This is a genomic window from Streptomyces sp. NPDC006296, assembly GCF_040613235.1.
Lineage (GTDB): Bacteria > Actinomycetota > Actinomycetes > Streptomycetales > Streptomycetaceae > Streptomyces.
On the sequence record NZ_JBEXRT010000029.1, the window covers coordinates 66,817 to 92,171 of the forward strand.

Here is a 25,355-nt window from a genome sequence, read left to right on the forward strand (position 1 = left end):
CCGGGAACCACGGCGTCCCCTCCGCCCACGGGCACGGCCCGGGCCCCGGTCCCGGTGCGTCGGCGCCCGGGAGGGTGCGCGGGCGGAGCGGTCAGCGGCACGGCGGGGCGGGGACCCGGCGGTGTGCCGGGCCCCGTGGGGGCCGTGGGTCAGGAGTGGCCGAGGTCGTCCGTCGAGCCGTCGGGCCGGTCCGGGACCGAGCCGGAGTCGTCCGCCGGACGCAGCGGGTACGCGTCCACCCGCACGGTGTCCAGCGCGTGCGGCGCCGGCTTCGGCGGCTTCGGCATGACCGCGGCCTCGGAGTGCCCGCCGCAGCCGTACGACAGGGAGACCACCCGGCCGTCCGCCGGGGCGAACTCGTTGGCGCAGACCCCGAAGGCCTGCCGCAGCGAGCCCGTCATCGGCACCAGGAACGCACAGGTGACGCAGGAGGCCGGCGCCGCCTGCGCCATGGGCGTCCGCGCGCCGAACTCCTCGTCCCAGCGGTCCGCGGCCAGGCCCAGTCCGTAGCGGGACAGCACCCGGGCACGGCGGGTGCCGAGCTCCTCCGCGACCGAGGTGATCGAGCCGCGGCTGGTCGCGGGCGGCGTGGTCAGCTCCGCGTCCTCCTCGTCGGCGAGGGCGGCCAGCTCCCGGGAGACGGCGGAGTTCGGCAGGGGCTCGTCCTCGCCCGTCCAGCCGGGCTCCAGGCGCGGGTCCTCCGCCTCGGTGGGCAGGAGGTCGCCGGGCCCCATGTCGCCGGGCCGCAGCCGCTCGCTCCAGGGCACCCACTCGGGGGCGAGGAGCGCGTCGGAGCCGGGCAGCAGCACCGTTTCGTCCAGGGTGACGTTCTTGGCGCGGGAGGCACGGGCGACCGTCACCGCCCAGCGCCAGCCCCGGTAGCCGGGTTCCTTGGACTCGAAGTAGTGGGTGACGACCCGGTCCCCCTCGGAGACCAGGGCCACGTGCTCACCCACCACTCCGGGCGCGGCGGCTTCCTCCGCCGCCGCGCGTGCGAGGTCTACCGCCTCGGCGCACAGACGGTCGGGGGCGGGGGTACGGGTCGTACGGCTTCGCGTCGTCGCAGCACTCACAGGTCTCGCTTCTCTCCATACGCCGTCTACGAGCGCGCCAGCAGCTCCATCGATGTCCGATTTCGGCCATACGGTTGCGGGCGGAGCGGACCTGGGGGCCGCGTCGACGTCCACACCCGTTGTGCCTGCCTCGGGCGCGCCTTCTGCCACCCATTCTGCGGGATCGCGGAGAGGCGCGCGGCCAAGAACAACCGCCGGTGGCGCGTGAGTGCACGCTACCCTCTCCGCCGCCCCGAGCCCACCTGCCCGTCCCAATCAGGTGCGTAACCCCTGCGGACCGGTCCCGGCACCGCCGTCGCACGGGGCCGGAAACACGCGGGTCCCCTGGTGTGTCCCGGCCGTTTTCAGGCCGTTCTCCGGCCGCGGCGGACTCACCCGACGGAGCGGCGGTCCCCGCCCCCGACGCGATCATGGGTTCGTCCCGGCAGGGGGTGGGGCACTATGACCACGTGGCCGCCGCCAGGTCGTCCGACGGATCCGGCCCGCTCCGCAGGGTGGGCAGGGCGATGGGCCGTGCCCTGCGCGCGCCCTTCACCGGTACGGCGCGCGGCATCAGGAAGGCGACCCACGCGCACGGGGCGGGCGAGTCCGGCCTCGGCAAGCTGATCGAGCTGCACGCGGTCAACGGCGCGGGCGACGTCATGATCACCGTGGCGCTCGCCTCCACGGTCTTCTTCTCCGTACCGACCGACGAGGCGCGCGGGCGCGTCGCCCTCTACCTCGCGGTCACGATGGCCCCCTTCACCCTCCTCGCCCCGGTGGTCGGCCCGCTCCTGGACCGGCTGCCGCACGGCCGGCGGGCGGCGATGGCCGGGGCCATGTTCGCGCGGGCGGTGCTCGCGGTCACCATGTCCGGCGCGGTGGCCACCGGCGGCCTGGAGCTCTATCCGGCGGCGCTGGGCGTCCTGGTCTGCTCCAAGGCGTACGGGGTGGTGCGCAGCGCCGTCGTCCCGCGTCTCCTGCCGCCCCGGTTCTCCCTGGTGAAGGCCAACTCCCGGGTCACCCTGGCCGGGCTGCTGGCCACCGGTGTCGCCGCCCCGGTCGGCGCGGTGCTCCAGGGCATCGGCTCGCCCTGGCCGCTCTACGGCGCCTGCGCGATCTTCCTGGGCGGAACCGTCCTCGCCTTCACCCTGCCCCCCAAGGTCGACTCCGCGAAGGGCGAGCGCAAGGCCCGTCTCGTCGTCCCGCACGAGGAGGCCGCGCCCCCGCCGGCCCCGGCCACCGGGGACCGCGCCGGGGCCGGCAAGGGGGCGAGGGCCGGCAGCACCAGGACCGGGAGGAAGGGGAGGGAGAAGCCGCCCGGACTGCGTTCCGTCGGGCCGTCCGTCCTGCACGGCCTCCAGGCCAACGCCGCGCACCGCGCGCTCTCCGGCTTCCTGATCTTCTACCTGGCGTTCCTGCTGCGGGAGCACCCGCTGGCGGGGCAGAGCGCCGCGGTCTCCCTCGGCATCGTCGGCGTGGCGGCCGGGGCCGGCAACGCCTTCGGCACCGCGGTCGGATCCTGGCTCAGGGCCCGCGGCCCCGAGCTGATCGTCGCCACGGTGCTGGGGCTCGCCCTGGGGGTGGCGGTGCTCGCCGCGGTCTTCTTCAGCACGGTGATGGTCGCCGCGCTCGCCGCGGTCGCCGGTTTCACCCAGGCCCTGTCCAAGCTGTCGCTGGACGCGATGATCCAGCGCGACGTGCCGGAGGAGGTGCGCACCTCGGCCTTCGCGCGCTCGGAGACGCTGCTCCAGATGTCCTGGGTGGCGGGCGGCGCCATCGGCATCGCCCTCCCCCTCAACGGCGTACTCGGCATGTCGGTCGCCGCCGGGATCCTCGCGCTCGGCGCGAGCGCCTCCGTACGGGGCCTCCTGGGGGCCGCGCGGCGCGGCTCACCGCACCCCCGCGTGGCGTGAGCGGCACCGACCGATAACCTTCGGCGCATGACCGTTCCGTTCTTCTCCGGTAAGAGCCGTCGAATCGGCGTCGCTCTCGGTGCCGTGTCCGCGGGGCTCCTTGTCCTGTCCGCCTGCGACAAGCCGACGCCGCTCGCCACCGTGACGGTCGGCGACAACTCGGTGAGCACCGAGGCCGCCTGCTACAACGACGGCAACGCCCTCAAGGAGTCCGAGATCCAGGGCTGCCTCAACAAGAAGGCGGACAAGACCGTCGAGGTCGCCATGGACGACAAGGTCCGCTTCGGCGTCGACCCCGAGATCGCGGACAACGGCTGGACCCTGTTCATCAACGGTCAGCAGGCCGAGCAGGAGCCGTACAAGAAGACCTACCGCTCGATCCCGGGCAGCGCCTTCTTCGCCAGCCAGACGGGCGAGACCACCGCGGACAAGACGCAGATCAGCATCGTCGAGACCAAGGGTCAGAAGCTCGCCGGCGTCTGGCACTTCCAGCTCAAGAAGACGTCCTGACCCCCTGACCCCGAGGATCACCGCCGTGCGGGTGCTTGTCGTGACCGCCGTCCCGGCCGAGCGGGACGCGGTCACGCGTGCGTTCGGGACCGGGGCGGAGGTGCGTGGGGTACCGGGCGGCGAGCTGCACCGGGCCGGCCCGTTCGACGTCCTCGCCGGCGGGGTGGGTCCCGCCGCCGCGGCGGCCGCCACGGCCTTCGCCCTCGCCGCGCCCGCCCCGGAGCCGTACGCGCTCGTCGTCTCGGCGGGCATCGGCGGCGGCTTCGCGCCCGCGGCGCCCCTCGGCTCGCTCGCCGTGGCGACCGGCATCGTCGCCGCGGACCTCGGCGCCGCCACCGCGGACGGCTTCGTGCCCGTCACCGGTCTCGGCTTCGGCAGGGACACCTTCCTGCCGCCCGGGGACCTCGTGCGGGACCTGGCGGAGGCCACCGGCGCCGTGCCGGGCCCCGTCCTCACCGTCTCCACCGTGACCGGCAGCGCGGCCCGCACCGCCGAACTGCTGGCCGCACACCCCGGAGCCGTCGCCGAGGCCATGGAGGGCTTCGGTGTCGCGGAGGCCGCCGACCGGTTCGGCGTGCCGGCGCTGGAGCTCCGGGCCGTCTCGAACACCGTGGGGCCGCGCGACCGCGCGGCCTGGCGCATCGGCGACGCCCTGGCGGCGCTCACCGCGGCGTTCGGGAAGACCGCACCCGTAGTGGAAAGTTGGACCCGGCATGACCGACTCGACCGACACCGTGACTGACCCCGCGACCGCCCCGGCCGGAGCCCCGCTCCCCGCGCTGCGGATCGCCTTCTCGCCGTGTCCGAACGACACCTTCGTCTTCGACGCCTGGGCGCACGGAAGGGTCCCCGGCGCGCCCGCCCTCGACGTGACGTTCGCCGACATCGACCTGACCAACGGCATGGCCGAGCGCGGCGAGTTCGACGTGCTGAAGGTGTCCTACGCCGTGCTGCCCCGGGTGCTCGACGAGTACGCCCTGCTGCCGTGCGGCGGGGCGCTCGGGCGCGGCTGCGGGCCGCTCGTCCTCACCAGGGAGGCGGGTGCGGACCTGACGGGGAAGACCGTCGCCGTGCCGAGCGAGCGCTCCACCGCCTACCTGCTGTTCCGGCTGTGGGCGGCCGAGGCCGTGCCCGGCGGGGTGGGCGAGATCGTGGTGCTGCCGTTCGACGAGATCATGCCCGCGGTGCGGGACGGCCGGGTGGACGCCGGGCTGGTCATCCACGAGGCCCGCTTCACGTACCGGAACTACGGCCTGCACAGCCTCGCCGACATGGGCGAGCACTGGGAGTCGACCACCGGCCTGCCGATCCCGCTGGGCGCGATCATCGCGAAGCGCTCGCTGGGCGAGGAGACGCTGCACCGGCTGGCGGAGTCGATCCGCACCTCGGTGCGGATGGCCTGGGACGACCCGGAGCGCTCGCGTCCGTACGTGCTGGAGCACGCCCAGGAGATGGACCCGGCCGTCGCCGACCAGCACATCGGCCTGTACGTCAACGAGTTCACCGCGGATCTCGGCGAGAACGGCTACGCGGCGGTCCGCGGCCTGCTGACCCGGGCGGCGGCCGAGGGCCTCGTGCCGGCGCTCGCCCCGGACGCCCTCTCCGTCACCGGCCGCTGACGGCGGTGGCCGGGCCGCGGGCCCGGCCACCCGTCAGACGTCGAGCTGGTCGGCGACCGCCCTCAGCAGTCCGGCGATCTTCGCGCCGGCGGCCTTGTCCGGGTAGCGGCCCCGCTCCAGCATCGGCGTGATGTTCTCCAGGACGGTCGTCAGGTCCTGCACGATCGAGGCCAGCTCGTCCGGCCTGCGCCGCTGCGCGGCGGCGACGGACGGTGTGGGGTCGAGGATCACCACGGAGAGCGCCTGGTCGCCGCGCTGGCCGGCGACCACACCGAACTCGACGCGCTGACCGGGCTTCAGCGCTTCGACGCCGGCCGGGAGAACGGAGGAGTGGACGAAGACGTCTGCGCCGTCGTCGCGGGAAAGGAAGCCGAAGCCCTTTTCCGAATTGAACCATTTGACCTTACCCGTGGGCACGTCTGTCCTCGTCCTCGTGTCTCGTCGGTGCGCGGGAGAGCCGCGGGAACGGCTCCGGAGAGCGGTACGGCGGGTCTCCGACCCGCCGTGCCCCAGGCTAATGGCCCGGGGGCGGGGCACAAGACGTCGCCGGAGGGTTCCGCCGAGCTGGGAACTACCCTGGCCGGGTGAGTACTACTCCTTCCCGTGCAGGCGACCGGCTCGTACAGGTCGGCGCGATCGTCTTCTTCGTCGGCGCCCTGGCCACGCTCGTGACCGTCGCCCCCCTGTTCCTGGGCACCGAGCCCTTCCCGCCCGTCGCCTACGCGGTGTGCATGCTGATGGGGCTGGGCTTCCTGATCGCCGCCGCGGGGGTGGTCCGGTCGGTGTGGAAGAACTCCCCCGACCGCGCCGCGACGAGGTGACGGACGGCGCCTCGCGCTCCGCGGACCGCCACTCCCGCGTGTGAACGCCGCCGGACGACATTGGCGCGAACCGGGTGCTCGTGCGCCCGCTCCCGACCGGCGTCCGGCTCGACGGAGAGCGGCGTCTCCCGAGCCCCTCGGCCCGGGCCCCTGCTGAGCCCTTCGGCCCCGGCCTTCTTCTGAGCACCCTTCGGTCCCCGGCCGCGTGCCGCGCGGCGGGGAGTGCGGCGGTCCGGGCCGCCGGGTCCGGGCGCGCGGGGTGCGGCGGCTCGGCCGGCCGGGTCAGGAGGCCGTGCGGGTCAGGAGGCCGTGCGGGTCCGCAGCCAGGCGGGGAACGCCGTGAGGTCCGGGAGGATCACGTCGGCCCCGGCCGCGCGCAGTTCCTCCGCGTCGCACGGTCCGGTGGGCACGCCCACCGCCAGGGCGTCGGCCGCGTGCGCCCCGCGCACGTCCCCGGTGTGGTCGCCGACGTAGATCCGTGCGCCGTGCTCCAGGAGCGCCTCCGCCTTGCCCTCGGCCCAGAGCCCGCCGATCAGCACGTCCGCCTCGATGCCGAGGTGGGCGAGGTGCAGCTTGGCGTTCGGTTCGTACTTGGCGGTGACGACCATCGCCCGCCCGCCGAGCGCCTGGACGGCTTCCACGGCCTGCCGGGCGCCGGGGAGCGCGGTGGTCGGTGTGATCGCCGTGTCCGGGTAGAGCGCGCGGTAGCGGTCGCAGGCCCCGGCGACGGCGTCGGCCGGGAACCAGTTGGCCATCTCCTCCTCCAGCGGCGGCCCGAGGCGGCTGACGACCAGGTCGGTGTCGATGGACGCCCCCGTCTCGGCGGCCAGCCTCAGGTACGCGGCCTTGATGCCGGCCCGGGAGTCGATGAGGGTCATGTCGAGGTCGAAGCCGACCGTCAGGGTGGGTGAGGGCATGCCCTCCATTGTGCCCACCGCCCCGGACCGGATCCGTGGCGCCCACATACACTTAGCCAAGCCTTACCTCGTGATCAGCCGTTCCGTGCCGGATCCCGTTCCCCGTCCACCTGATTGGTTCCGATGGCAGCCGCCGCTCCACGCCTGTCCAGACGCGCCCTCGCGACCGCCGCCGCCGTCGTCGCCCTGCTGCTGTCCGTCCTGCTCAGCCTGGCCGTGGGCGCCCGGACGATCGCACCGTCCGCGGTCCTGGACGCCCTGCTGCACGGCGGGCACTCGGACGCCGCCCAGGTGATCCGGCAGATGCGGGTGCCGCGCACCCTGATCGGGCTGATGGTCGGTGCGGCGCTCGCCCTCGCGGGCACGGTGCTCCAGGGCATCACCCGCAACCCGATCGCCGACCCCGGGATCCTCGGGATCAGCCAGGGCGCGTCGGTGGCCGTGGTGCTGGCCATCGCGTTCGCCGGGATCCACACCCTCACCGGCTATGTGTGGTTCGCCTTCGCGGGGGCCGCCGTCGCCTCCGTCGCCGTGTACGCCGTGGCCTCCCGGGGCCGTGGCGGTGCGACGCCGGTGAAGCTCGCGCTGGGCGGGGCCGCGATCAACGCCCTGCTGGTCTCGGTGACCATGGCGGTGCTCACTACCAGGGCCTCGGCACTGGAGGAGTTCCGCTTCTGGCAGGTGGGTTCGATCGCCGGCCGTGAGGCCCAGGTCGCCCAGCAGATCTGGCCGTTCCTCCTGATCGGCACGGTCCTGGTGCTGTCCGTGGCGCGCGGACTCGACGCGCTGGCGCTCGGCGAGGACGTCGCGAAGGGCCTGGGGCAGAACGTCGCGGCGGTCCGGATCGTCGGCGGCGTCGGGGCGACGGTGCTCACCGGGGCGGGCGTCGCGGCGGCCGGCCCGATCGCCTTCGTCGGTCTCGCCGTCCCGCACCTCGCCCGCGCGATCGTGGGCGGCGACCACCGCTGGGTGCTCCCGATGGCGGCCCTGGTCGGTCCGGTGATGCTGCTGGTCTCCGATGTCGTCGGCCGGATCCTGTTCCCGCCCGGCGAGGTCCCGGCGGGTGTCATGACGGCCCTGATCGGGGTCCCGTTCCTCGTCGCCCTCGTCCGCAGGAAGGCGGTGCCCGCATGAGCGCGGACACGGCGGCAGCCGTACGCACCCCGGTCCGGCCCGCCGGCTACCGGGTCGTACGGGTCGGGAGGCGGGGCCGCTTCCTGGTCCACCGGCGGGCGGCGCTCGTCGCGGTGGCACTGGCCGTCGCCCTGACGGCCCTCTGCGTCGCCTACCTCTGCGTCGGCGAGAGCTTCGTGGCGCCCGCGGAGGCCGTGAAGGTCGTCCTCGGCCGGCCCTCCCCGGACGAGCTGGTCGTGGGCACGCTGCGGCTGCCGCGGATGGTGGTCGGCCTGCTCGTCGGCGCGGCGTTCGGGATCGCCGGGGCGCTGATCCAGACCGTCGCCCGCAATCCGCTCGCCAGCCCGGACATCATCGGCGTCAGCCAGGGGGCGGGCGCGCTGACCGTCGGCGCGATGACCTTCGGCCTGACCTCGTACACCGTCCTGCCCTACCTCTCGGTCCTCGGCGGTGTCGCCGCCGCGGCCCTCGTGTACGTCTTCGCGTGGCGCGGCGGGCTCCACGCGACCCGCTTCGTCCTCATCGGGATCGGCTTCGCGATCGCCCTGCGGTCGGTGACGACGCTGTTCCTGACCAAGGGCGACTACCTGGTCGCCCAGCAGGCGCAGATCTGGATGACCGGTTCGCTCAACGGCCGCGGCTGGGACGAGGCCGCCCCGATCGGCTGGGCGCTCCTCGTCCTGCTGCCCGCCGTGCTGTGGGCGGCCCGGGCGCAGCGGACCGTCACGATGGACGACGACACCGCGACCGCGCTGGGCGTCCGCCTCGGACGCGTACGCCTGGGACTCGTGGGGCTCGGGGTGGTCCTGGCGTCCGTGGCGACGGGGACGGCCGGGCCGGTCGACTTCGTGGCGCTGCTCGCCCCGCAGATCGCCCGCCGCATGACGCGCACGGCGCAGATCCCGCTGCTGTGTTCGGCCCTGCTCGGCGCCGTGATCGTGGTGTCCGGGGATCTGCTGGCCCGCAGGCTCTTCTCCCCCACCGAACTCCCGGTGGGGGTGCTCACGGCGGCGGTCGGCGCCCCGTATCTGATCTGGCTGATCGTCCGTGGCCACGGTGGCCGCGCTGGAGGCGACGCATGAAGACGACTCTCACCGGGCCCGGCACGACGGGCAGCGGCACGTCCAGGCTCACCGCGCGTGCCCTGACCCTGGCCTACGACGACCGCACCGTCGTCCACGAGCTGGACCTGGACGTCCCCGACGGGCGCGTGACGGTCGTCGTCGGCCCGAACGCCTGCGGGAAGTCCACGACCCTGCGGGCGCTCGGCCGGCTGCTGCGGCCGGCCGGCGGGGCGGTGCTCCTGGACGGCACGGAGCTCTCCCGCATCCCCACCCGCACCATCGCCCGGTCGGTCGGGCTGCTCCCCCAGACACCCGTGGCGCCCGAGGCGATCACCGTCTCCGACCTGGTCGCGCGGGGCCGCCAGCCGCACCAGAGGTGGTGGCAGCAGTGGTCGGACGAGGACGAGCGCGCGGTCACCGAGGCGATGGAGCGCACCGATGTCACCGCGCTCGGCGAACGGCCGGTGGACGAGCTGTCCGGGGGCCAGCGCCAGCGCGTGTGGATCGCGATGGCACTCGCCCAGGACACGGACCTGCTGCTGCTGGACGAGCCCACCACGTACCTCGACATCGCGCACCAGGTCGAGGTCCTGGACCTGGTGCGCCGGCTCGCCGCCCCGGCGGCGGACGGCACCCGGGGGCGGACCGTCGTCACCGTCCTGCACGACCTCAACCAGGCCGCCCGGTACGCCGACCACCTCATCGCGATGAAGGAGGGCCGCATCGTGGCCGAGGGGCCGCCCGGTGACGTCGTCACGGCCGGACTGGTGCGTGAGGTGTTCGGCCTGGAGGCCGTCGTCGTCCCGGACCCGGTCACGGGATCGCCGCTCGTGGTGCCCGGGGCCCCCTGGGCTCCCGGCGCCTCCGGCTGAGCGGTGCGGGCGGTGCCTGTGGGGCGCGGGGTCAGGTCCGCGCCCCACAGGCGGTTCGGGGGACGTCCGGGCGGGGCGGGCCGCCTCAGGCGCCGGACGTCATCCGGCGCACCGCCAGCCGGGTGAGCGCGCGGCTCTGCGGCTCGGTGTCGAGCGACCGGTGCAGGGCCAGGCCCTCGATCAGCGCGTCCAGCGTGCGGGCGGTGTCCGGGTCGAAGTGCTGTTCCAGCAGGCGGCGGCTGCGGTTCATCCAGGCGTGGGTGAGCTCGCGGTACTCGTCGCGCCGGGCGGCCAGGGTGTAGAGCTCCTGGGTGAGGACGAGGTCCCGGCGGGGCCCCTCGGAGAGCACGTGGATGAGGTCGACGACGGCCTCCCGCGCCTGCTCGGCGGTGCCGACCCGGCCGAGGTGCAGCTCGAACACGGCCACGATGTGGTCGGCGAAGCGGGTGAACGCCTCCCGCAACAGGTCGTCCATGCCGTCGAAGTGGTACGTCATCGAGCCCAGCGGGACGTCGGCGCGGACGGCGATCTTGCGGTGGGAGACGCCGGCGACGCCCTCCTCGGCGATGTGGTCGAGCGTGGCGGCGAGGATGCGGTCGCGCCGCTGCGGGTCCGTGCGTCCGGTGGCCATGGGGCGTCCGCGTCAGAGGGAGCGGACGACACGGGCGGGGTTGCCCACGGCGACGACGTCGGCGGGGACGTCCTTGGTGACGACCGCACCCGCGCCGATCACGGAGTTGTCGCCGATGGTGACCCCGGGGCAGACGATGACGCCGCCGCCGAGCCAGACGTTGTCCCCGATGGTGATGGGGAGCGCGGCTTCGAGCTTGTCGCGCCGGGGACCCGGTTCGACGGGGTGGGTCGGGGTGAGCAGCTGGACGTTGGGCCCGATCTGGCAGTCCTCGCCGATGGTGACGGACGCGACGTCCAGCGCGGTGAGGTGGTAGTTGACGAAGGTCCGGGCCCCGATGGCGATGTTGCTGCCGTAGTCGACGTACAGCGGAGGGCGCAGGTCGACGCCTTCGCCCACCGAGCCCAGCAGCTCGGCCAGGATCGTCCGGGCGGCGTCGGCGTCCTCGGTGTAGGCCGCCTGGAAGCGGGCCGCGAGGCGCATGGCCCGCTGCTGCCGCCGGGCGATCTCGGGATCGTCGGCGATGTAGAGGTCACCCGCGAGCATCCGCTCCAGGTGGGTGCGCGGATCGTTGGCGAAGTAGTCCGTCGGCATGCGCACGAGGGTACCCGTGAAATGTACGAACGTACACTCCCGTGCAGCGTGAATCTCCGGGCACGCCCCGCGGCCCCCTCGTCCGGGCCGCTGCGGGAATCGGCCGGGCGACTGCGGGCCCCCGTCCGCCGCGCCGGGCCGGCCGGGGCACCGCCGCCCCGGGCGCCGTCACCCCGGGAGCCTGCGGGCCCGCCACACCAGGTACAGCGCCGAGGCCACCGCCGCCACCCGCACCACCACGGGCCAGAGGTCCGTCATCGCGTCGCCCACCGCCCCCTCGGCCAGCGGATCGCCCCAGCGGCCGTCCATCCGCCCCCACAGCCAGACGAAGGCACCGGCCACGACCACACCGGGCAGGCCCATCGCCACCCACTTCGCCTCCGCCCGGGAGAACTTGCGCGAGCTGTACGCCAGCAGCCAGCCGCCCGCGAGCGCCAGCCACGACCCGAGCACCGCACCGGCCACGAGCAGCGCGGCGGCCAGCAGCAGCAAGGGGTGGGAGAGCCGGGGCCGGGCGGCTCCCCCGCCGTCCACGACGACCCGCCGGGGCCGGCGCAGCCGCAGTCTCCTGCGCAGCGGGGGCACGGGTACGGGCGCCGCCGCGGCCTCCTCGCCCTCCGCCGCCGGGCCGGGCTCCTCCTTCTCCTCCGGTGCGCGCGACCCCGGAGGCCTGCGGGCGCTCGGCAACCCGAACAGCTCCGGGCTCTCCAGCCCGCCCACGAACCCGGGCACGGCCGTGCCCGGCCCCATGGGCCCCGGGACGGCCGGCGCGCCCTGCCCGCCCTCGCCGAAGGGCCCGGGCTCGACCAGCCACCACGCGGACTGCTCCTCCGACAGGGCCTGGTCCAGGCCCGCCATGTGCGGGGCCGACGCCGCCGGCCAGTCCGGGGCCGGCTCGTCGGACAGCGGCGCCCGGCGGTCCGGCTCACCGGTCCCGGCGCTCTCGGCCCCCCGGCCCCCGGCCCCGGCGCCACCGGCCTCCGGGCTCACCGGCCCGGGGTCAGCCGATCCGGGTTCCGCGGACGCCGGTTTCGCGGACGCCGGTTTCGCGGACCCGGGTTGCGCGGGCGCCGGTTCCGTGGATCCTGGTTGCGCGGGCGCCGGTTCCGTGGACTTCCCGGCGCCCCGCGACGCGCCCTTGCGCAACACGTCTTTACGGAGCATCCCCCGCCGCGCCCTCGGCACCTCGCGCGGACCCGCCGCGCCCGCCGTTCCGTCGGTCCTGGGGGACGGCAGCGACACCGTCCCGTCCCCCGACTCGGCCGCTGCGGAGACGAGTTCACCGGGTGCGCCGATCCTGCCGAGGATGCGCCGCACCGAGGCGGGGGAGTCCGCGCCGTCGGTGCCGCGCTGCCGGTCGATCTCCCCCCGCAGCGTCGCGACGAGTCTCATCCGGGCGCCGGAGGACAGCTGTTGCTGCTGCGCCAGGTCACCGACCCGGCTGAGATAGTCGAAGACGAGCCGGTCGCTCTCGATACCCACGCGATGGTTCTCCCTCCACCTGCCCTGCCCCGACGGTAGCGTTCCAGCGGCTACCGTGGGACGGATGGGGACGACCACACCACCGCGCACGCTCGCCGAGGCTCTGCGCACCCGGGGCGACGACTCGCTGGCAGGGCTGCTGCGCGCCCGCCCCGACCTGCTCAGTCCCGTGCCGAGCGACATCACCCAGCTGGCGACGCGGGCCGGTACCCGCGCCTCCGTCGTCCGCGCCCTGGAGCACCTGGACCGCTTCGCCCTGCAGACCGCGGAGGCGCTGGCGGTGGCCCCGGACCCGGCGCCGTACGACACGCTGCTCGCGCTGCTCACCGGCGACGGCCAGGACGACGGCGAAGGGCGCGACGACGCGGGCGCGGCGATCACCGCCGCGCTGCCCGGCGCACTGGCGACCCTGCGCGAACAGGCCCTGGTCTGGGGCGAGGACACCGCTCTGCGCCTCGTGCGCACCGCCCGCGAACTGCTCGCCCCCTCCCCGCAGCACCCCTCCCCCACCGGGCTCGGCCCGACCGTCTCCGAGGCGACGGCCGGGATGTCGCCCGGCAGGCTCCAGGAGATCCTGGCCGCCGCCGGACTGCCGGCCACCCATGACCCGGTGTCCGCCGTCGCCGCCCTGACCGGGCTGTTCACGGACCGGTCCTTGATGGCCGAACTGCTGGACACCGCACCGGTCGAGGCGCTCGCCGTGCTCGACCGGCTGGTCTGGGGGCCGCCGTACGGCGAGGTCACCCCGAATCCCACCCCTCCCGTGCAATGGCTGCGCGACCGCGGGTTGTTGCTGCCCGTCTCGACCCGCACCGTCGTCCTGCCGCGCGAGGCGGCGCTCCACCTGCGGGCCGGCCGCGCCCACCGGGTGCCCGAGCCCGTCGCCCCGGCGCTCGCGGTGACGGCCGAGCGGGATCCCCAGGCTGTGGACAGAGCGGCGGCGAGCCAGGGCTTCATGGCGCTGTCCACCGTCGAGGAACTGCTGAAGCTGTGGGACGGCGGCGGCCCGGCCATCCTCCGCGCGGGCGGCCTGAGCGTGCGCGATCTGAAGCGTGCCGCCGGGGCGCTCGACGTCCCCGAGCCGGTCGCCGCCTTCTGGATCGAACTGGCCTATGCCGCCGGTCTGCTGGCCTCCGACGGCGAGACCGACGAGCGGTACGCCCCCACCCCCGCCTCCGACGAGTGGCTGGACCTCCCCGCGCAGGACCGCTGGACCCACCTCGTCGGCGCCTGGCTCGCCGCCACCCGCACCGCGGGCCTGGTCGGCGGCCAGGACTCCAAGGGCCGGGCGCTGTCGGCGCTCGGCCCCGACCTGGACCGCTCGGCCGCGCCCGAGGTGCGCCGCCGGATCCTGACCCTCTTCGCCACCCTCCCGCCGGGCAGCGCCGCCGACCCGCAGACCCTGCTGGCCCGGCTCCGCTGGGAACGGCCGCTGCGCACCGGCGGACCGGGCGGGCCTCCGGCCCCCGGCGACGCCTCCGACCTCCGCTCCAGGATCGCCCTGTGGACGGTCAACGAGGCGGAGCTGCTGGGGGTCACCGGCCGCGGCGCGCTGTCCTCCCAGGCCCGGGCGCTCCTCGACGAGGGCCCCGACGAGGCCGCGGCCCGCCTCGCCCCGCTGATCCCGGAGCCCCTGGACCACGTCCTGCTCCAGGCGGACCTGACGGCGGTCGCTCCCGGTCCGCTGGAACGCCCGCTCGCCGACATGCTCTCGGTGCTCGCGGACATCGAGTCCAAGGGCGGCGCGACCGTCTACCGCTTCACCCCCGGTTCGGTCCGCCGCGCACTCGACGCCGGACGGGCCGCGACCGACCTCCACGCCTTCCTCGCCACCCACAGCCGCACCCCCGTGCCGCAGCCGCTGAGCTACCTCATCGACGACGTGGCGCGCCGCCACGGCCACCTCCGGATCGGCGCCGCCTCCGCCTACGTACGCTGCGACGACGAGGCCGTGCTCAACGAGATCCTGGCCGACAAGCGCTCGGCCGCCCTGCGGCTGCGCCGGCTCGCACCGACCGTCCTGGCCGCGCAGGCCGATCCGGGAGCCCTGCTCGAAGGACTGCGCGAGATGGGGTACGCCCCGGCCGCCGAATCCGCCGAGGGCGACGTCCTGATCACCCGGGCCGGCGCCCGCCGCACTCCGCCCCGCACACCGCCCGTGCCCGTCCCCGAGGGCCCTCCGGTCCCGGACGCCACACTGCTGGCCGCCGCGGTCCGGGCCGTCCGGGCCGGTGACACCGCGGCCCGCGCCGTCCACAAGGACGCCACCACCACGTCCGCCACGGGCGCCCTCCCCCGCACCACCCCGGCCGAGACCCTGGCCACGGTGCAGGCGGCCGCGATGACCGGCTCCGCGGTCTGGATCGGCTACGTCAACGCGGACGGCGCGGCCAGCCAGCGGGTGATCGCCCCGGTCAAGGTGGAGGGCGGCTTCGTGACGGCCTACGACCACACGGCCGACGAGGTGCGGACCTATCCGCTGCACCGCATCACGGGCGTCGCGGAGCTCGCGGACGACGCGGCGGAGTAGGGGACCGCGCGCAGCGCTCCCCCGCTCCGGTCCCCGATGCGGCACACTGGACGTTTGGCCGTTCGCATCCGGGCGGCGACCCCACGCCGAAAGGGCCGACGCGCGTGACCGGACCCCTCATCGTCCAGAGCGACAAGACGCTACTCCTGGAGGTCGACCACGAGCAGGCCGAGGCCTGCCGCCGTGCCATCGCGCCCTTCGCGGAGCTGGAGCGTGCACCCGAGCACATCCACACCTACCGGCTGACCCCGCTCGGCCTGTGGAACGCCCGCGCGGCGGGGCACGACGCCGAGCAGGTCGTCGACGCGCTCGTGGAGTACTCGCGCTACCCCGTGCCGCACGCACTGCTCGTCGACATCGCCGAGACGATGGCGCGGTACGGCCGCCTCACCCTGTCCAAGCACCCGGCCCACGGTCTGGTGCTGACGTCCAACGACCGGCCGGTGCTGGAGGAGATCCTCCGCTCGAAGAAGGTCCAGCCGCTGGTCGGGGCGCGCCTCGACCCGGACACCGTGGCCGTGCACCCCTCCGAGCGGGGGCAGATCAAGCAGACGCTGCTGAAGCTGGGCTGGCCGGCCGAGGACCTCGCCGGTTACGTCGACGGCGAGGCGCACCCGATCGAGCTCGACCAGGACGGCTGGGCGCTGCGCCCGTACCAGCGACAGGCCGTCGACGGGTTCTGGCACGGCGGTTCCGGTGTGGTCGTCCTGCCCTGCGGCGCCGGCAAGACGCTGGTCGGGGCCGGTGCGATGGCCGAGGCCAAGGCGACCACGCTGATCCTGGTCACCAACACCGTCTCGGCCCGGCAGTGGAAGCACGAGCTGGTGAAGCGGACCTCGCTGACCGAGGACGAGATCGGCGAGTACAGCGGGACGCGCAAGGAGATCCGGCCGGTCACCATCGCCACGTACCAGGTGCTGACCACCCGCCGTAAGGGGATCTACCCGCACCTGGAGCTCTTCGACTCCCGCGACTGGGGTCTGGTGATCTACGACGAGGTGCACCTGCTGCCCGCCCCCGTCTTCAAGTTCACCGCCGACCTCCAGGCCCGTCGCCGCCTCGGCCTCACGGCGACGCTGGTGCGCGAGGACGGACGCGAGTCGGACGTCTTCTCGCTGATCGGGCCCAAGCGGTTCGACGCCCCGTGGAAGGAGATCGAGGCGCAGGGCTACATCGCGCCCGCCGACTGCGTCGAGGTGCGGGTGAACCTCACGGACTCGGAGCGCCTCGCCTACGCGACGGCCGAGGCCGAGGAGAAGTACCGGTTCTGCGCGACGACCGACACGAAGCGCAAGGTGACCGAGGCGCTGGTGCGCAAGCACCAGGGGGAGCAGACCCTCGTCATCGGGCAGTACATCGACCAGCTCGACGAGCTCGGTGAGCACCTGGGCGCCCCGGTGATCAAGGGCGAGACCAGCAACGCGCAGCGCGAGAAGCTGTTCGGCGCGTTCCGTGAGGGCGAGATCAGCGTGCTGGTCGTCTCGAAGGTGGCGAACTTCTCGATCGACCTTCCGGAGGCCACGGTCGCCATCCAGGTGTCGGGGACGTTCGGCTCGCGCCAGGAGGAGGCGCAGCGGCTCGGCCGGGTGCTGCGGCCGAAGGCGGACGGGCACGAGGCCCGGTTCTACTCGGTGGTCGCCCGCGACACGATCGACCAGGACTTCGCGGCGCACCGCCAGCGGTTCCTGGCCGAGCAGGGCTACGCGTATCGGATCGTCGACGCGGACGAGCTGCTGACGGAGAACTGACCGGCCGGAGGGACGGGCCGGGAGACAGGCCTGGAGGACGGACCGGAGGCACCGGCCGGGAGGGCGACGGCACAGGACGGCCCGGGGGCCGGCGGACCGGGGGCCCGCAGGTCCGGGCGGGGTCCCGGACGGGTCAGCGGTGGCGGCGGACGACGCCGGCCTCCTCCGCGTACTCGCCGAGGACGGCCACCCCGAACGCGGTGCGTGCGAAGACCGACACGGCGCGCACCGCGTTCCCCAGGCGGTGGGTGGGGGTGTGTCCGGTCGCCGCGGTCGCGCCGTGCGCGGGGCCGGTCCTCTGCGGGTTCAGATAAACGGTGCTCATGTGTTCCATGGTGCTCCGGTGACCCACGCCCGGGCATCGGTCTGCGGGCCGAAGCGCACGGGTACCGGGATCGGCCGGAAGTCGCACCCGATCCCCTACGGGAAGCGGAGGGAGACCCCGGGGAGGCGGGACCCGGGGATATCGCTCGCTCCCCGGAGCGGCGGTCGCTAGAATCGCCGGTCTGCCCGCCTCCCGCACCGTGGTACCGGCCAGCCCTTCCGAGCGGCCGGCAGCCGGGGGAGCGCCGCCGACCGGACGGAAACCGGCCGACGAGATCAGCCGTACGCACCCACCCCGCGTACGCATCTGTGTGAACGTCCCCGAGCGGACCGGGCGGTGAGCCCTGTCCGCCGTCCTGCGTCGACATGCCGGAGGCAACACCGTGCCCGCGCACGAAGAGTCCATCGATCCACTGGTCAGGGAGCGGGACCACCTCGCCGCGTCCCGTGCCGCGCTCCGCGCGATGCGCGAGGACGTGCAGTCCCTCGACATCCGCGACGTCACGGCGAACTGGGTCAACGCCGCCGTGCTGCAGACCCAGATCGACGACCGCATCAAGGCGCTCGCCGACCTCTCCCACACCCCGCTGTTCTTCGGCCGCCTCGACTACCTGCACGAGGTCGGCGCGGAGGGCGCGCCGGGAGGTGCCGCCCCCGGCGCCCCGGCCGGGGGTGACGGGCCGAGGGAGGGCGAGCGGTTCTACATCGGCCGCCGCCACGTCCACGACGCCCACGGCGATCCCATGGTCATCGACTGGCGGGCCCCCGTCTCCCAGCCGTTCTACCGGGCGTCCAGGAACGACCCGCTGGACGTGGACCGGCGGCGCCGCTTCGGTTACACCGGCGGGGAGCTGACCGCGTACGAGGACGAGCGGCTCACCGACCCGGCGGAGGAGGAGCGGACCAGCAAGCTCCTCCAGGCGGAGATCGAGCGGCCGCGTGTGGGGCCGATGCGCGACATCGTGGCGACGATCCAGCCCGAGCAGGACGAGATCGTGCGCAGCGGGCTCGGCGGGACGGTGTGCGTGCAGGGCGGTCCGGGCACCGGGAAGACGGCCGTGGGCCTGCACCGGGTGGCGTACCTCCTGTACGCGCACCGCGAGCGACTGGCCCGCACCGGCACCCTCGTGGTGGGCCCGAACCGGTCGTTCCTGCACTACATCGAGCAGGTCCTGCCGGCGCTCGGGGAGCTGGAGGTGCAGCAGGCCACCGTCGAGGACCTGGTGGCGGCGCGCGTCGAGGTGCGGGGCACGGACGAGGCCGCCGCCGCGGTGATCAAGGGCGACGCCCGGATGGCGGAGGTGCTGCGGCGGGCGCTCCGTTCCCATGTGACGCCCCCGGCCGAGTCGGTCGTGGTGGTGCGCGGCTCCCGCCGCTGGCGGATCCCGGCGTACGAGGTCGAGGAGATGGTCACCGAGCTGCTGGCCCGCGACATGCGGTACGGAGCCGCCCACGAGGCCCTTCCGCAGCGCATCGCGCACGCCGTGCTGGTGCGGATGGAGGAGGCGGGCGAGGCACCGGACGACCGGGTGCAGAACGCGGTGGCGCGCGATCCCGCGGTGAAGGCGGCCGTGAAGGCGGTCTGGCCGGCCGTGGACCCGGCGAAGCTCGTGCTGCGGCTCCTCAACGACGCCGCCTTCCTGGCCGCGCACGCGGAGGGCCTCCTCACCGAGGAGGAGCAGAAGCACGTCCTGTCGGCCAGGCCGGCCCGCAGTGTGCGGTCGGCGAAGTGGACGGCGGCGGACGCGGTCCTGATCGACGAGGCCGCCGACCTGGTGGCCCGGACGCACTCGCTGGGCCATGTCGTCATCGACGAGGCCCAGGACCTGTCCCCGATGCAGTACCGCGCGGTGGGCCGCCGCTGTTCGACCGGCTCGGCGACGGTGCTCGGCGACCTGGCGCAGGGGACCACTCCGTGGTCGACGCGCAGCTGGGAGCAGGCGCTGTTCCACCTGGGCAAGCCGGACGCGGTCGTCGAGGAGCTGACGGCCGGTTTCCGTGTGCCGCGGGAGGTGATCGCGTACGCCTCCCGGCTGCTCCCCGCGATCTCGCCCGGCCTCGCCCCCGTGGAGTCGGTGCGCGAGTCGCCCGGTTCCCTCGTGGTGCGGGAGGTGGCGTCGGCCGGGGAGTTGACCGGCGCGGCCGTCGCGGCCTGCGAGGACGCGCTGCGCCACGAGGGGTCGGTCGGGCTGATCGCGGCCGACGCCCGTGTGCCGGCCCTGGCGGCGGCGCTCTCGGAGGCCGGGCTCGGTCTGCTCTCCCCCGGCGAGGAGACGACCGCGGAGTCCCGGCTGACCCTGGTCCCGGCCTCGCTGGCCAAGGGCCTGGAGTACGACCACGTGGTCCTGGACGAACCGGCGGCCGTGGTCGACGGCGAACCCGACGAACGCACGGGGCTGCGCCGTCTGTACGTGGCCCTGACCCGTGCGGTCTCCGGGCTCGTGGTCCTGCACGCGTCGCCGCTGCCGGAGCAGCTCGGCTGACACCGTACGAGTGCCCGCCCGTTGTGCCTGCACGGCCCCCGGGCGGGTGCCCGTTGTGATGGGCGCATGACCCTCGACCAGCCGGCGTACCGCCTCAAGCGGCGCATCCTCGGGAAGCCGCTCACCACGGAGCGCATCAGCGAAGAGAAGCTGGACAACCGGACGGCGCTCGGGGTGCTCGCCTCCGACTGCATCAGCTCGTCGGCGTACGGCTCCGAGGAGATGCTGCGGGTCCTGGTGCCCGTGGTGGGGGCCGCCGCCTTCACCATGATCATGCCGTTGACCGGTGCGATCCTGCTGGTGCTGCTGCTGCTGACGCTCTGTTACAGCGATGTCGTCAGCATCTACACCCGGGCCGGCGGCTCCTACGTGGTGGCCCGGGAGAACTTCGGGCCGAACGTCGCGCAGATCGCCGCGGTGGCGCTGCTCGTCGACTACATCGTCACCGTCGCCGTCCAGGTCTCGGCCGGCACCAACGCCCTGATCTCGCTGGCCCACCTGGTCGGCGACAACTGGACGGGGCTGGACCACCTCCAGCTGCCGGTCTCCGTGGCGGTGATCGTCCTGCTCGCGTACGGGAACCTGCGGGGCATCCGCGAGGCGGGCCGGATGTTCGCCCTTCCGGCGTACCTCTTCATCGCCGCCATCGGGCTGGTCCTCGTCGCGGCGGCCGTGCGCGGGATCACCGGGGAGCTGCCGCGCGCCGATCTGCACGCCGCGGGTGTGGTTCCGCTGGGCACCCCCGGCGACGGCTGGCTCTACGGCGCGACGCTGTTCATCGTGCTGCGCTCGTTCGCCAACGGCGGTTCGTCCCTGACCGGGCTCGAAGCGATCTCGAACGGCATCTCCGCCTTCCGCGAACCGCAGGGCCGCAACGCCCGGCGCACCCTCATCGCCATGAGCTGTGTGCTCGCCGTGCTGGTCCTGGGCGTCTCGACGCTGGCCCACTACACGCACGCCGTGCCGTACACCGACGGCACCCCGACCGTCATCGCCCAGGAGGCGCGGCTCGTCTTCGGCGGCGGGCCGGTGGGGACGGTGGGGCTGGTCTTCGTGCAGCTGGCGACGGCGCTGGTCCTCTACACGGGTGCCAACACACCCTTCACCGGCTTCCCCTTCCTGGCGAGCTTCGTCGCGGAGGACCGGTTCCTGCCCCGGGTGCTCACCCGGCGCGGTCACCGGCTCGCGTTCTCGAACGGCATCATCGCGCTCAGCGTCGTCTCGCTGGCCCTGCTGCTGGCGACCGGCGCCAGCGTGGACCGGCTGGTGGCGCTGTACGCGATCGGGGTGTTCAGCGCCTTCACGATGGCCGGGGCCGGACTGACCGCGTACCACCTGCGCCGGCGCGAGCCGCTGCGCCGGGTGAAGATCACGGTCAATCTGCTCGCGGCGGCCGTCTCCGCGGCGGTGGTGCTGATCTTCGCGGTCACGAAGTTCACCGAGGGCGCCTGGCTGGTCGTGGTGATCTTCCCGCTCGGGGTCTGGGCGCTGACCCGGATCAACCGGGAGTACCGGCACGAGGCCGCCGCCCTGGCACGGCTCCCGCTGGGCACGGACCGGCCGAGGGCCCGCCGGCACCAGGTGTTCGTCCTGGTCGACACGCTGGACCTGACGGCGCTGAAGGGACTGCGGTACGCCCACGAGCTGCGGCCCGACACGGTCCGGGCGGTGCACTTCGCGGTCGACGAGGCGCACGCCCGGCGGCTGTCGGCCGCCTGGGAGAGGACGTCGGCGACCTCGGTCCCCCTGGAACTCGTCGCCTGCCCGGACCGCAGGCTGCGGCAGGCGATGCGGGACCTGGCGGTCCGCAGCACGGAGGACGGGGAGACCTCGCTGACGGTGCTGGTGCCCCGGCGGATGTACACCAATGTGCTGGGCAAGGTGCTGCACCGGGGCACCGGCGAGAAGATGGCCCGGGCGCTGGGCCGGCTGCCGCACGTCGCGGTGACGATCCTGCCGTTCGACGCGTCCCGCGCCCTGCGGGTGCTGGAGTCGGGTCAGGCGCCTCCGCTGGACTGACCGCGCGTCACCCCCGCCGGAAGGCGGGCCGGGCGGTCACGGCCGGCGTCCGGGCGCGGCCGTCAGGACCGCGGGCTCCCGGACACCGGTGTCCCGTCCGGTGTCCGGGAGCCCTCGGCGTCGAGATGCGGCAGGATCCGGTCGAGCCACCGCGGGGTCCACCAGGCGGCGCGGCCGAGCAGGGTCATCACCGCGGGCACCAGCAGCAGCCGCACGACGGTGGCGTCGATGAGCACGCTGACGGCGAGGCCGAGACCCAGCATCTTGACGACGATGTTGTCGCTGATGAGGAAGGCCGCGAAGACGCTGACCATGATCAGTGCGGCGCAGGTGATGACCCGCGCGGTGATCTCCAGGGCGTGCGCGACGCTCGCCTTCGGGTCGCCGGAGGCCAGCCACGCCTCGTGGATGCGGGTCAGGAGGAAGATCTCGTAGTCCATGCTGAGGCCGAAGACGATGGCGAACATCATCATCGGCACATAGCTCTCGATGGGGACGTCGCCGGAGACGCCGAGCGCGGGCCCGCCCCAGCCCCACTGGAAGACGGCCACCACGACCCCGTACGAGGCCGCGATCGACAGGACGTTGAGCAGGGCCGCCTTGACCGCGACGAGCAGCCCGCGGAACACGGCCAGGATGACGAGGAAGGCGAGCCCGACGACCACCGCGATGATCAGGGGCAGCCGGCTGGACACGATGTCCAGGAAGTCGACCTGGGCGGCCGTCGTGCCGGTCACGTAGGTGTCCGCCGCGGTGCCCGCGACCGCGGCGGGCAGGACGTCGTCCGACAGGTGGTCGACCAGGCCGGTGGTCCGCTCGTCCTGCGGGGCGGCGACGGAGTAGGCGGTCGCCGTGAGGACGTCACCGTCCTGGGTGGGGGTGAGCGGGGTGATGAGGAGCGCGTCCGGCACCTCGGCGAGGGACTGCTGCGCCTGGCTCTGGAGGGCGGACCGGTCGCTCTGCGGGACCGCGCTCTGGTCGATGACGAGCGTCAGCGGGCCGTTCGACCCGGGGCCGAACGCCGAGGACATGAGGTCGTAGGCGCGCCGGTCGGTGAAGGACTTCGGGTCGGCGCCGTCCCCGATGTGTCCGAGCTGGATGAAGAACACGGGGAAGGCGAGGACGGCCAGCAGGACGACCCCGCCGCCCAGGAACCACCACGGCCGGCGCTCCACTCGCTGCGCGTACCGGTGCCAGGTGCCGTGCGTGGGCGGACCGGCGAGGACGGGGGCATGGTCGGGGGTGCGGTCGGGTTCGGACGCCGGGCCGGGGCCGGGTTCGGGAGCGGGGGCGGATCCGGACGCCGGGCCGGACGCCGGGCCGGGCGGTGCACCGGGTTCCGGGCCCGGCTGCGGACCGGGCGGTGCACCGGGGGTGCTGCGCCGCGGGCCCGGCTGCGGACCGGGCGTGGTGGGCCGGGCATCGGAGGCGCGGTGCCGCGGGCCGGGTTCCGGGCCCGGCTCGACCTCGGCGACCGGCCTGCGGACGTGGATCCGGTCGATGTACCGCCCGGTCAGCCCGAGCATCGCCGGCACCAGGGTGAGGGCCCCGAGCACGGCCGTGACGACGGTGACGGCCGCCGCCACGCCCAGTTTGCCGATGAAGCCGATGCCGGAGACCCAGAGCCCGCAGAGCGCGATGATCACCGTGCACCCGGAGAGCAGTACGGCCCGTCCGCTGGTCGCCGTGGCCGCGCCCGCGGCCGCCACCGGGTCACGGCCGTCCATGAGGTTCTGGCGGTGCCGGGTGACCAGGAACAGGGCGTAGTCGATGCCGACACCGAGCCCGATCATCGTGGCCAGGGTCGGTGACACCGTGGCGAAGGTCGTCGCCGCGGCGAGCAGTCCCAGCAGGCCCAGCCCGCAGACGACGCAGACGAGGGCCGTGAGGAGCGGCAGCAGGGCCGCCAGGAGACTGCCGAAGCCGATCAGCAGTACCAGGACCGCCACCCCGAAGCCGATGGCCTCGCTGACGCGGTCGTTCGCCTCGGGACGGGCCAGCTCGCCCAGCGAGCCGCCGTACTCCACCTCGGCGCCCGCCGCGCGGAGCGGCTGCACGGCGGCGTCCACCCCGTCGAGGTATCCGGAGCCGAGGCTGGAGGGCTGTTCGCTGAACCGGACGGTGATGTACGCGGTCTTCCCGTCGCTGGAGAGCGGGCCCACGTCCGGTCCGCCGGTGCTGCTCGGCGCGGTCAGCGGGTTCTCGGCGGACAGCACGTCCGGCAGTTTCTGGAGGCTGCCGACCACCGTCGACATCTGACCGCTCAGATCGCCGAGGGACCGGTCGGCGTCGTGCACCACGATCTGGCTGCTGTAGCCGCCCGCCGAGGGAGCGTGCTTCTCCAGGACGTCGAGGCCGTCCTGGGCCTGGCTGCCGGGGATCGCGAAGTTGTCGGAGTAGTCGCCTCCGTACGCGTGCTGCACCGCCTGGAGGGCGACGAGTGCGGCGATCCACAGCGCGATGACGAGCACGAAGTGGCGCGCGCACCACGTCCCGGTCGCGTGCAGCATTCCCGTCCGGCGCACGGGGGTGCCGGGACCTGCGGCGGGCTGCTGATGCGACATGTGAACTCCGGGGCGGGACCGGACGGCTGCAACACTCAGCAGCATTCAAAGCCGGTCCCGCCGCGGGGGCACGCCGGACGTGGGAGAACGGGTGACACCGCCCCGCGCCGGAGCGCAACCGGTCCCCCGCCCCTGACCGCCCGGCCGGGAACGGCATGACCGCCCGGGCCCCTCACCCGTCACCGCCGGGCCCTTCACCCGTCACCGCCCGCCCGCCCGGACACGTCCGTCCGCACCCGCCCGGAAACGTCCGCCCGTACCCGCCCGGGGAGGAGTTACGGCTCCGGGTACGCCTCAGTCGTCGAGGGCGGTGCGCCACTCCCGTACCGCGGCGGGGTCCACCGGGCCGCTCCAGCCGCCGGGCCGTGCGGCCCCGCCGATGTGGAAGGCGCCGATGCCCGCGGCGCGCAGCCGCGGCAGGTGGTCCAGACGCAGCCCGCCGCCCACCATGATCTGCGGTTCGTAGCCCGGCAGTTCGGAGCGTGCCGCCTCGTCGAGCAGCGTCTCCATACCGGCGTCGACACCGTCCGGTGAACCCGCCGTGAGGTAGGTGTCCAGGCCCGGCAGGTCGGCGAGGTGCTTGCGCAGGACGTCGCGGTCGGCGGCCCGGTCGATGGCGCGGTGGAAGGTCCACGGGCAGCCGTCCAGTTCGGCGACGAGCCGCTCGACGGCCACCAGGTCGGCGTGCCCGTCCTGGTCCAGGAAGCCGAGCACGAACTCCTCGGCCCCCGCGGCACGCAGGGCGTGGGCCTTCTCCACCAGGGCGTCGATGTCCCCGGCCGCGAACCCGTCCGCGGCCCTGAGCATGACCCGGAGCGGGATGTCGACGGCGGACCTGATGCTCTCGAAGACCCGGAGCGGAGGCGTCAGACCGTCGGCCGCCATGTCGGTGACCAGTTCGAGGCGGTCCGCACCGCCCGTCTGCGCCGCGACCGCGTCCTCCGCGTCGAGAGCGATCACCTCCAGGACTGCACGGTTGCTCATGGTGTTCCATTCCCTCGGAGCGGCTGTGGACTACAGGTCTAGTCCAATAACCAGACTACGGGTCAGCTACCCGGGGCGCAGCTCCCCGGGT

Annotated in this window: 21 protein-coding genes; 12 read left to right on the forward strand and 9 right to left on the reverse strand. The window is 74.3% G+C overall.

Going from position 1 to position 25,355, the window contains the following annotated elements; all coding sequences use genetic code 11:
* Nucleotides 1-149: 149 nt before the first annotated feature.
* Nucleotides 150-1,073: a DUF3027 domain-containing protein gene (locus ABZ172_RS20690; protein WP_356885201.1), complete on the reverse strand. Its 924-nt coding sequence runs from the start codon at nucleotides 1,071-1,073 to the stop codon at nucleotides 150-152.
* Between the two features lie 449 nt (nucleotides 1,074-1,522).
* Here ABZ172_RS20690 and ABZ172_RS20695 point away from each other — a divergent pair, with 449 nt between their 5' ends.
* Genes ABZ172_RS20695 through ABZ172_RS20710 form a run of 4 tightly spaced genes read left to right on the forward strand, consistent with a single transcriptional unit; the run spans nucleotide 1,523 to nucleotide 5,097 of the window.
* On the forward strand, nucleotides 1,523-2,968 hold the full coding sequence (locus tag ABZ172_RS20695) for an MFS transporter (protein WP_356885202.1): 1,446 nt from the start codon (nucleotides 1,523-1,525) through the stop codon (nucleotides 2,966-2,968).
* 27 nt (nucleotides 2,969-2,995) lie between these two features.
* On the forward strand, nucleotides 2,996-3,478 hold the full coding sequence (locus tag ABZ172_RS20700; protein ID WP_356885203.1) for a DUF2771 domain-containing protein: 483 nt from the start codon (nucleotides 2,996-2,998) through the stop codon (nucleotides 3,476-3,478).
* A gap of 25 nt (nucleotides 3,479-3,503) precedes the next feature.
* Nucleotides 3,504-4,220 (forward strand): futalosine hydrolase, encoded by a 717-nt coding sequence (locus ABZ172_RS20705; protein ID WP_356885204.1) that lies wholly within the window; start codon nucleotides 3,504-3,506, stop codon nucleotides 4,218-4,220.
* Nucleotides 4,192-5,097 (forward strand): 1,4-dihydroxy-6-naphthoate synthase, encoded by a 906-nt coding sequence (locus ABZ172_RS20710; protein ID WP_356885205.1) that lies wholly within the window; start codon nucleotides 4,192-4,194, stop codon nucleotides 5,095-5,097. The genes ABZ172_RS20705 and ABZ172_RS20710 overlap by 29 nt, the downstream gene beginning before the upstream one ends.
* A 33-nt stretch (nucleotides 5,098-5,130) precedes the next feature.
* On the opposite strand, the gene ABZ172_RS20715 is transcribed toward ABZ172_RS20710, so the two are convergent.
* On the reverse strand, nucleotides 5,131-5,514 hold the full coding sequence (locus ABZ172_RS20715; protein ID WP_356885206.1) for a cold-shock protein: 384 nt from the start codon (nucleotides 5,512-5,514) through the stop codon (nucleotides 5,131-5,133).
* Between the two features lie 167 nt (nucleotides 5,515-5,681).
* On the opposite strand from ABZ172_RS20715, the gene ABZ172_RS20720 reads away from it, so the two are divergent.
* Entirely contained in the window at nucleotides 5,682-5,918 is a 237-nt protein-coding gene (locus ABZ172_RS20720) for a hypothetical protein (RefSeq protein ID WP_356885207.1), read from the forward strand.
* A 299-nt stretch (nucleotides 5,919-6,217) separates the two neighbouring features.
* Here ABZ172_RS20720 and ABZ172_RS20725 read toward each other — a convergent pair whose 3' ends face one another.
* Entirely contained in the window at nucleotides 6,218-6,835 is a 618-nt protein-coding gene (locus tag ABZ172_RS20725) for an HAD hydrolase-like protein (protein WP_356885208.1), read from the reverse strand.
* A 123-nt stretch (nucleotides 6,836-6,958) separates the two neighbouring features.
* Here ABZ172_RS20725 and ABZ172_RS20730 point away from each other — a divergent pair, with 123 nt between their 5' ends.
* The 3 genes from ABZ172_RS20730 to ABZ172_RS20740 are packed head-to-tail and all read left to right on the forward strand — an operon-like array spanning nucleotide 6,959 to nucleotide 9,905.
* Nucleotides 6,959-7,969: an iron ABC transporter permease gene (locus ABZ172_RS20730; protein WP_356885209.1), complete on the forward strand. Its 1,011-nt coding sequence runs from the start codon at nucleotides 6,959-6,961 to the stop codon at nucleotides 7,967-7,969.
* Nucleotides 7,966-9,051, forward strand: a complete 1,086-nt coding sequence (locus ABZ172_RS20735) for an iron ABC transporter permease (RefSeq protein WP_356885210.1) — start codon at nucleotides 7,966-7,968, stop codon at nucleotides 9,049-9,051. Before ABZ172_RS20730 ends, ABZ172_RS20735 begins: the two co-directional genes overlap by 4 nt.
* Nucleotides 9,048-9,905, forward strand: coding sequence for an ABC transporter ATP-binding protein (locus ABZ172_RS20740; RefSeq protein WP_356885211.1), 858 nt, complete (start codon nucleotides 9,048-9,050; stop codon nucleotides 9,903-9,905). Before ABZ172_RS20735 ends, ABZ172_RS20740 begins: the two co-directional genes overlap by 4 nt.
* A gap of 85 nt (nucleotides 9,906-9,990) precedes the next feature.
* Here ABZ172_RS20740 and ABZ172_RS20745 read toward each other — a convergent pair whose 3' ends face one another.
* From ABZ172_RS20745 to ABZ172_RS20755, 3 genes are all read right to left on the reverse strand, one after another.
* Nucleotides 9,991-10,536: a TetR family transcriptional regulator gene (locus tag ABZ172_RS20745; protein ID WP_356885212.1), complete on the reverse strand. Its 546-nt coding sequence runs from the start codon at nucleotides 10,534-10,536 to the stop codon at nucleotides 9,991-9,993.
* A gap of 12 nt (nucleotides 10,537-10,548) precedes the next feature.
* On the reverse strand, nucleotides 10,549-11,130 hold the full coding sequence (locus ABZ172_RS20750; protein WP_356885213.1) for a sugar O-acetyltransferase: 582 nt from the start codon (nucleotides 11,128-11,130) through the stop codon (nucleotides 10,549-10,551).
* Nucleotides 11,131-11,298: 168 nt separating this feature from the next.
* On the reverse strand, nucleotides 11,299-12,612 hold the full coding sequence (locus ABZ172_RS20755; protein ID WP_356885214.1) for a hypothetical protein: 1,314 nt from the start codon (nucleotides 12,610-12,612) through the stop codon (nucleotides 11,299-11,301).
* Nucleotides 12,613-12,676: 64 nt separating this feature from the next.
* Here ABZ172_RS20755 and ABZ172_RS20760 point away from each other — a divergent pair, with 64 nt between their 5' ends.
* A complete protein-coding gene (locus ABZ172_RS20760) occupies nucleotides 12,677-15,142 on the forward strand; it encodes a helicase C-terminal domain-containing protein (RefSeq protein WP_356885215.1) in 2,466 nt (821 codons plus the stop codon).
* Nucleotides 15,143-15,246: 104 nt separating this feature from the next.
* Nucleotides 15,247-16,890, forward strand: a complete 1,644-nt coding sequence (locus ABZ172_RS20765) for a DNA repair helicase XPB (RefSeq protein ID WP_356885216.1) — start codon at nucleotides 15,247-15,249, stop codon at nucleotides 16,888-16,890.
* A 133-nt stretch (nucleotides 16,891-17,023) separates the two neighbouring features.
* On the opposite strand, the gene ABZ172_RS20770 is transcribed toward ABZ172_RS20765, so the two are convergent.
* Complete coding sequence (locus ABZ172_RS20770) at nucleotides 17,024-17,215, reverse strand: hypothetical protein (protein ID WP_356885217.1); 192 nt, start codon at nucleotides 17,213-17,215, stop codon at nucleotides 17,024-17,026.
* Between the two features lie 382 nt (nucleotides 17,216-17,597).
* Here ABZ172_RS20770 and ABZ172_RS20775 point away from each other — a divergent pair, with 382 nt between their 5' ends.
* The gene (locus tag ABZ172_RS20775; RefSeq protein WP_356885218.1) at nucleotides 17,598-19,697 is read left to right on the forward strand and encodes a UvrD-helicase domain-containing protein; all 2,100 of its coding nucleotides are present in this window, start codon (nucleotides 17,598-17,600) and stop codon (nucleotides 19,695-19,697) included.
* 66 nt (nucleotides 19,698-19,763) lie between these two features.
* Complete coding sequence (locus tag ABZ172_RS20780; protein WP_356885219.1) at nucleotides 19,764-21,716, forward strand: APC family permease; 1,953 nt, start codon at nucleotides 19,764-19,766, stop codon at nucleotides 21,714-21,716.
* Nucleotides 21,717-21,778: 62 nt separating this feature from the next.
* On the opposite strand, the gene ABZ172_RS20785 is transcribed toward ABZ172_RS20780, so the two are convergent.
* Together ABZ172_RS20785 and ABZ172_RS20790 are read right to left on the reverse strand one after the other, a co-directional pair.
* Entirely contained in the window at nucleotides 21,779-24,280 is a 2,502-nt protein-coding gene (locus ABZ172_RS20785) for an MMPL family transporter (protein ID WP_356885220.1), read from the reverse strand.
* 294 nt (nucleotides 24,281-24,574) lie between these two features.
* Nucleotides 24,575-25,264 (reverse strand): copper homeostasis protein CutC, encoded by a 690-nt coding sequence (locus ABZ172_RS20790; RefSeq protein ID WP_356885221.1) that lies wholly within the window; start codon nucleotides 25,262-25,264, stop codon nucleotides 24,575-24,577.
* Nucleotides 25,265-25,355: the final 91 nt, after the last annotated feature.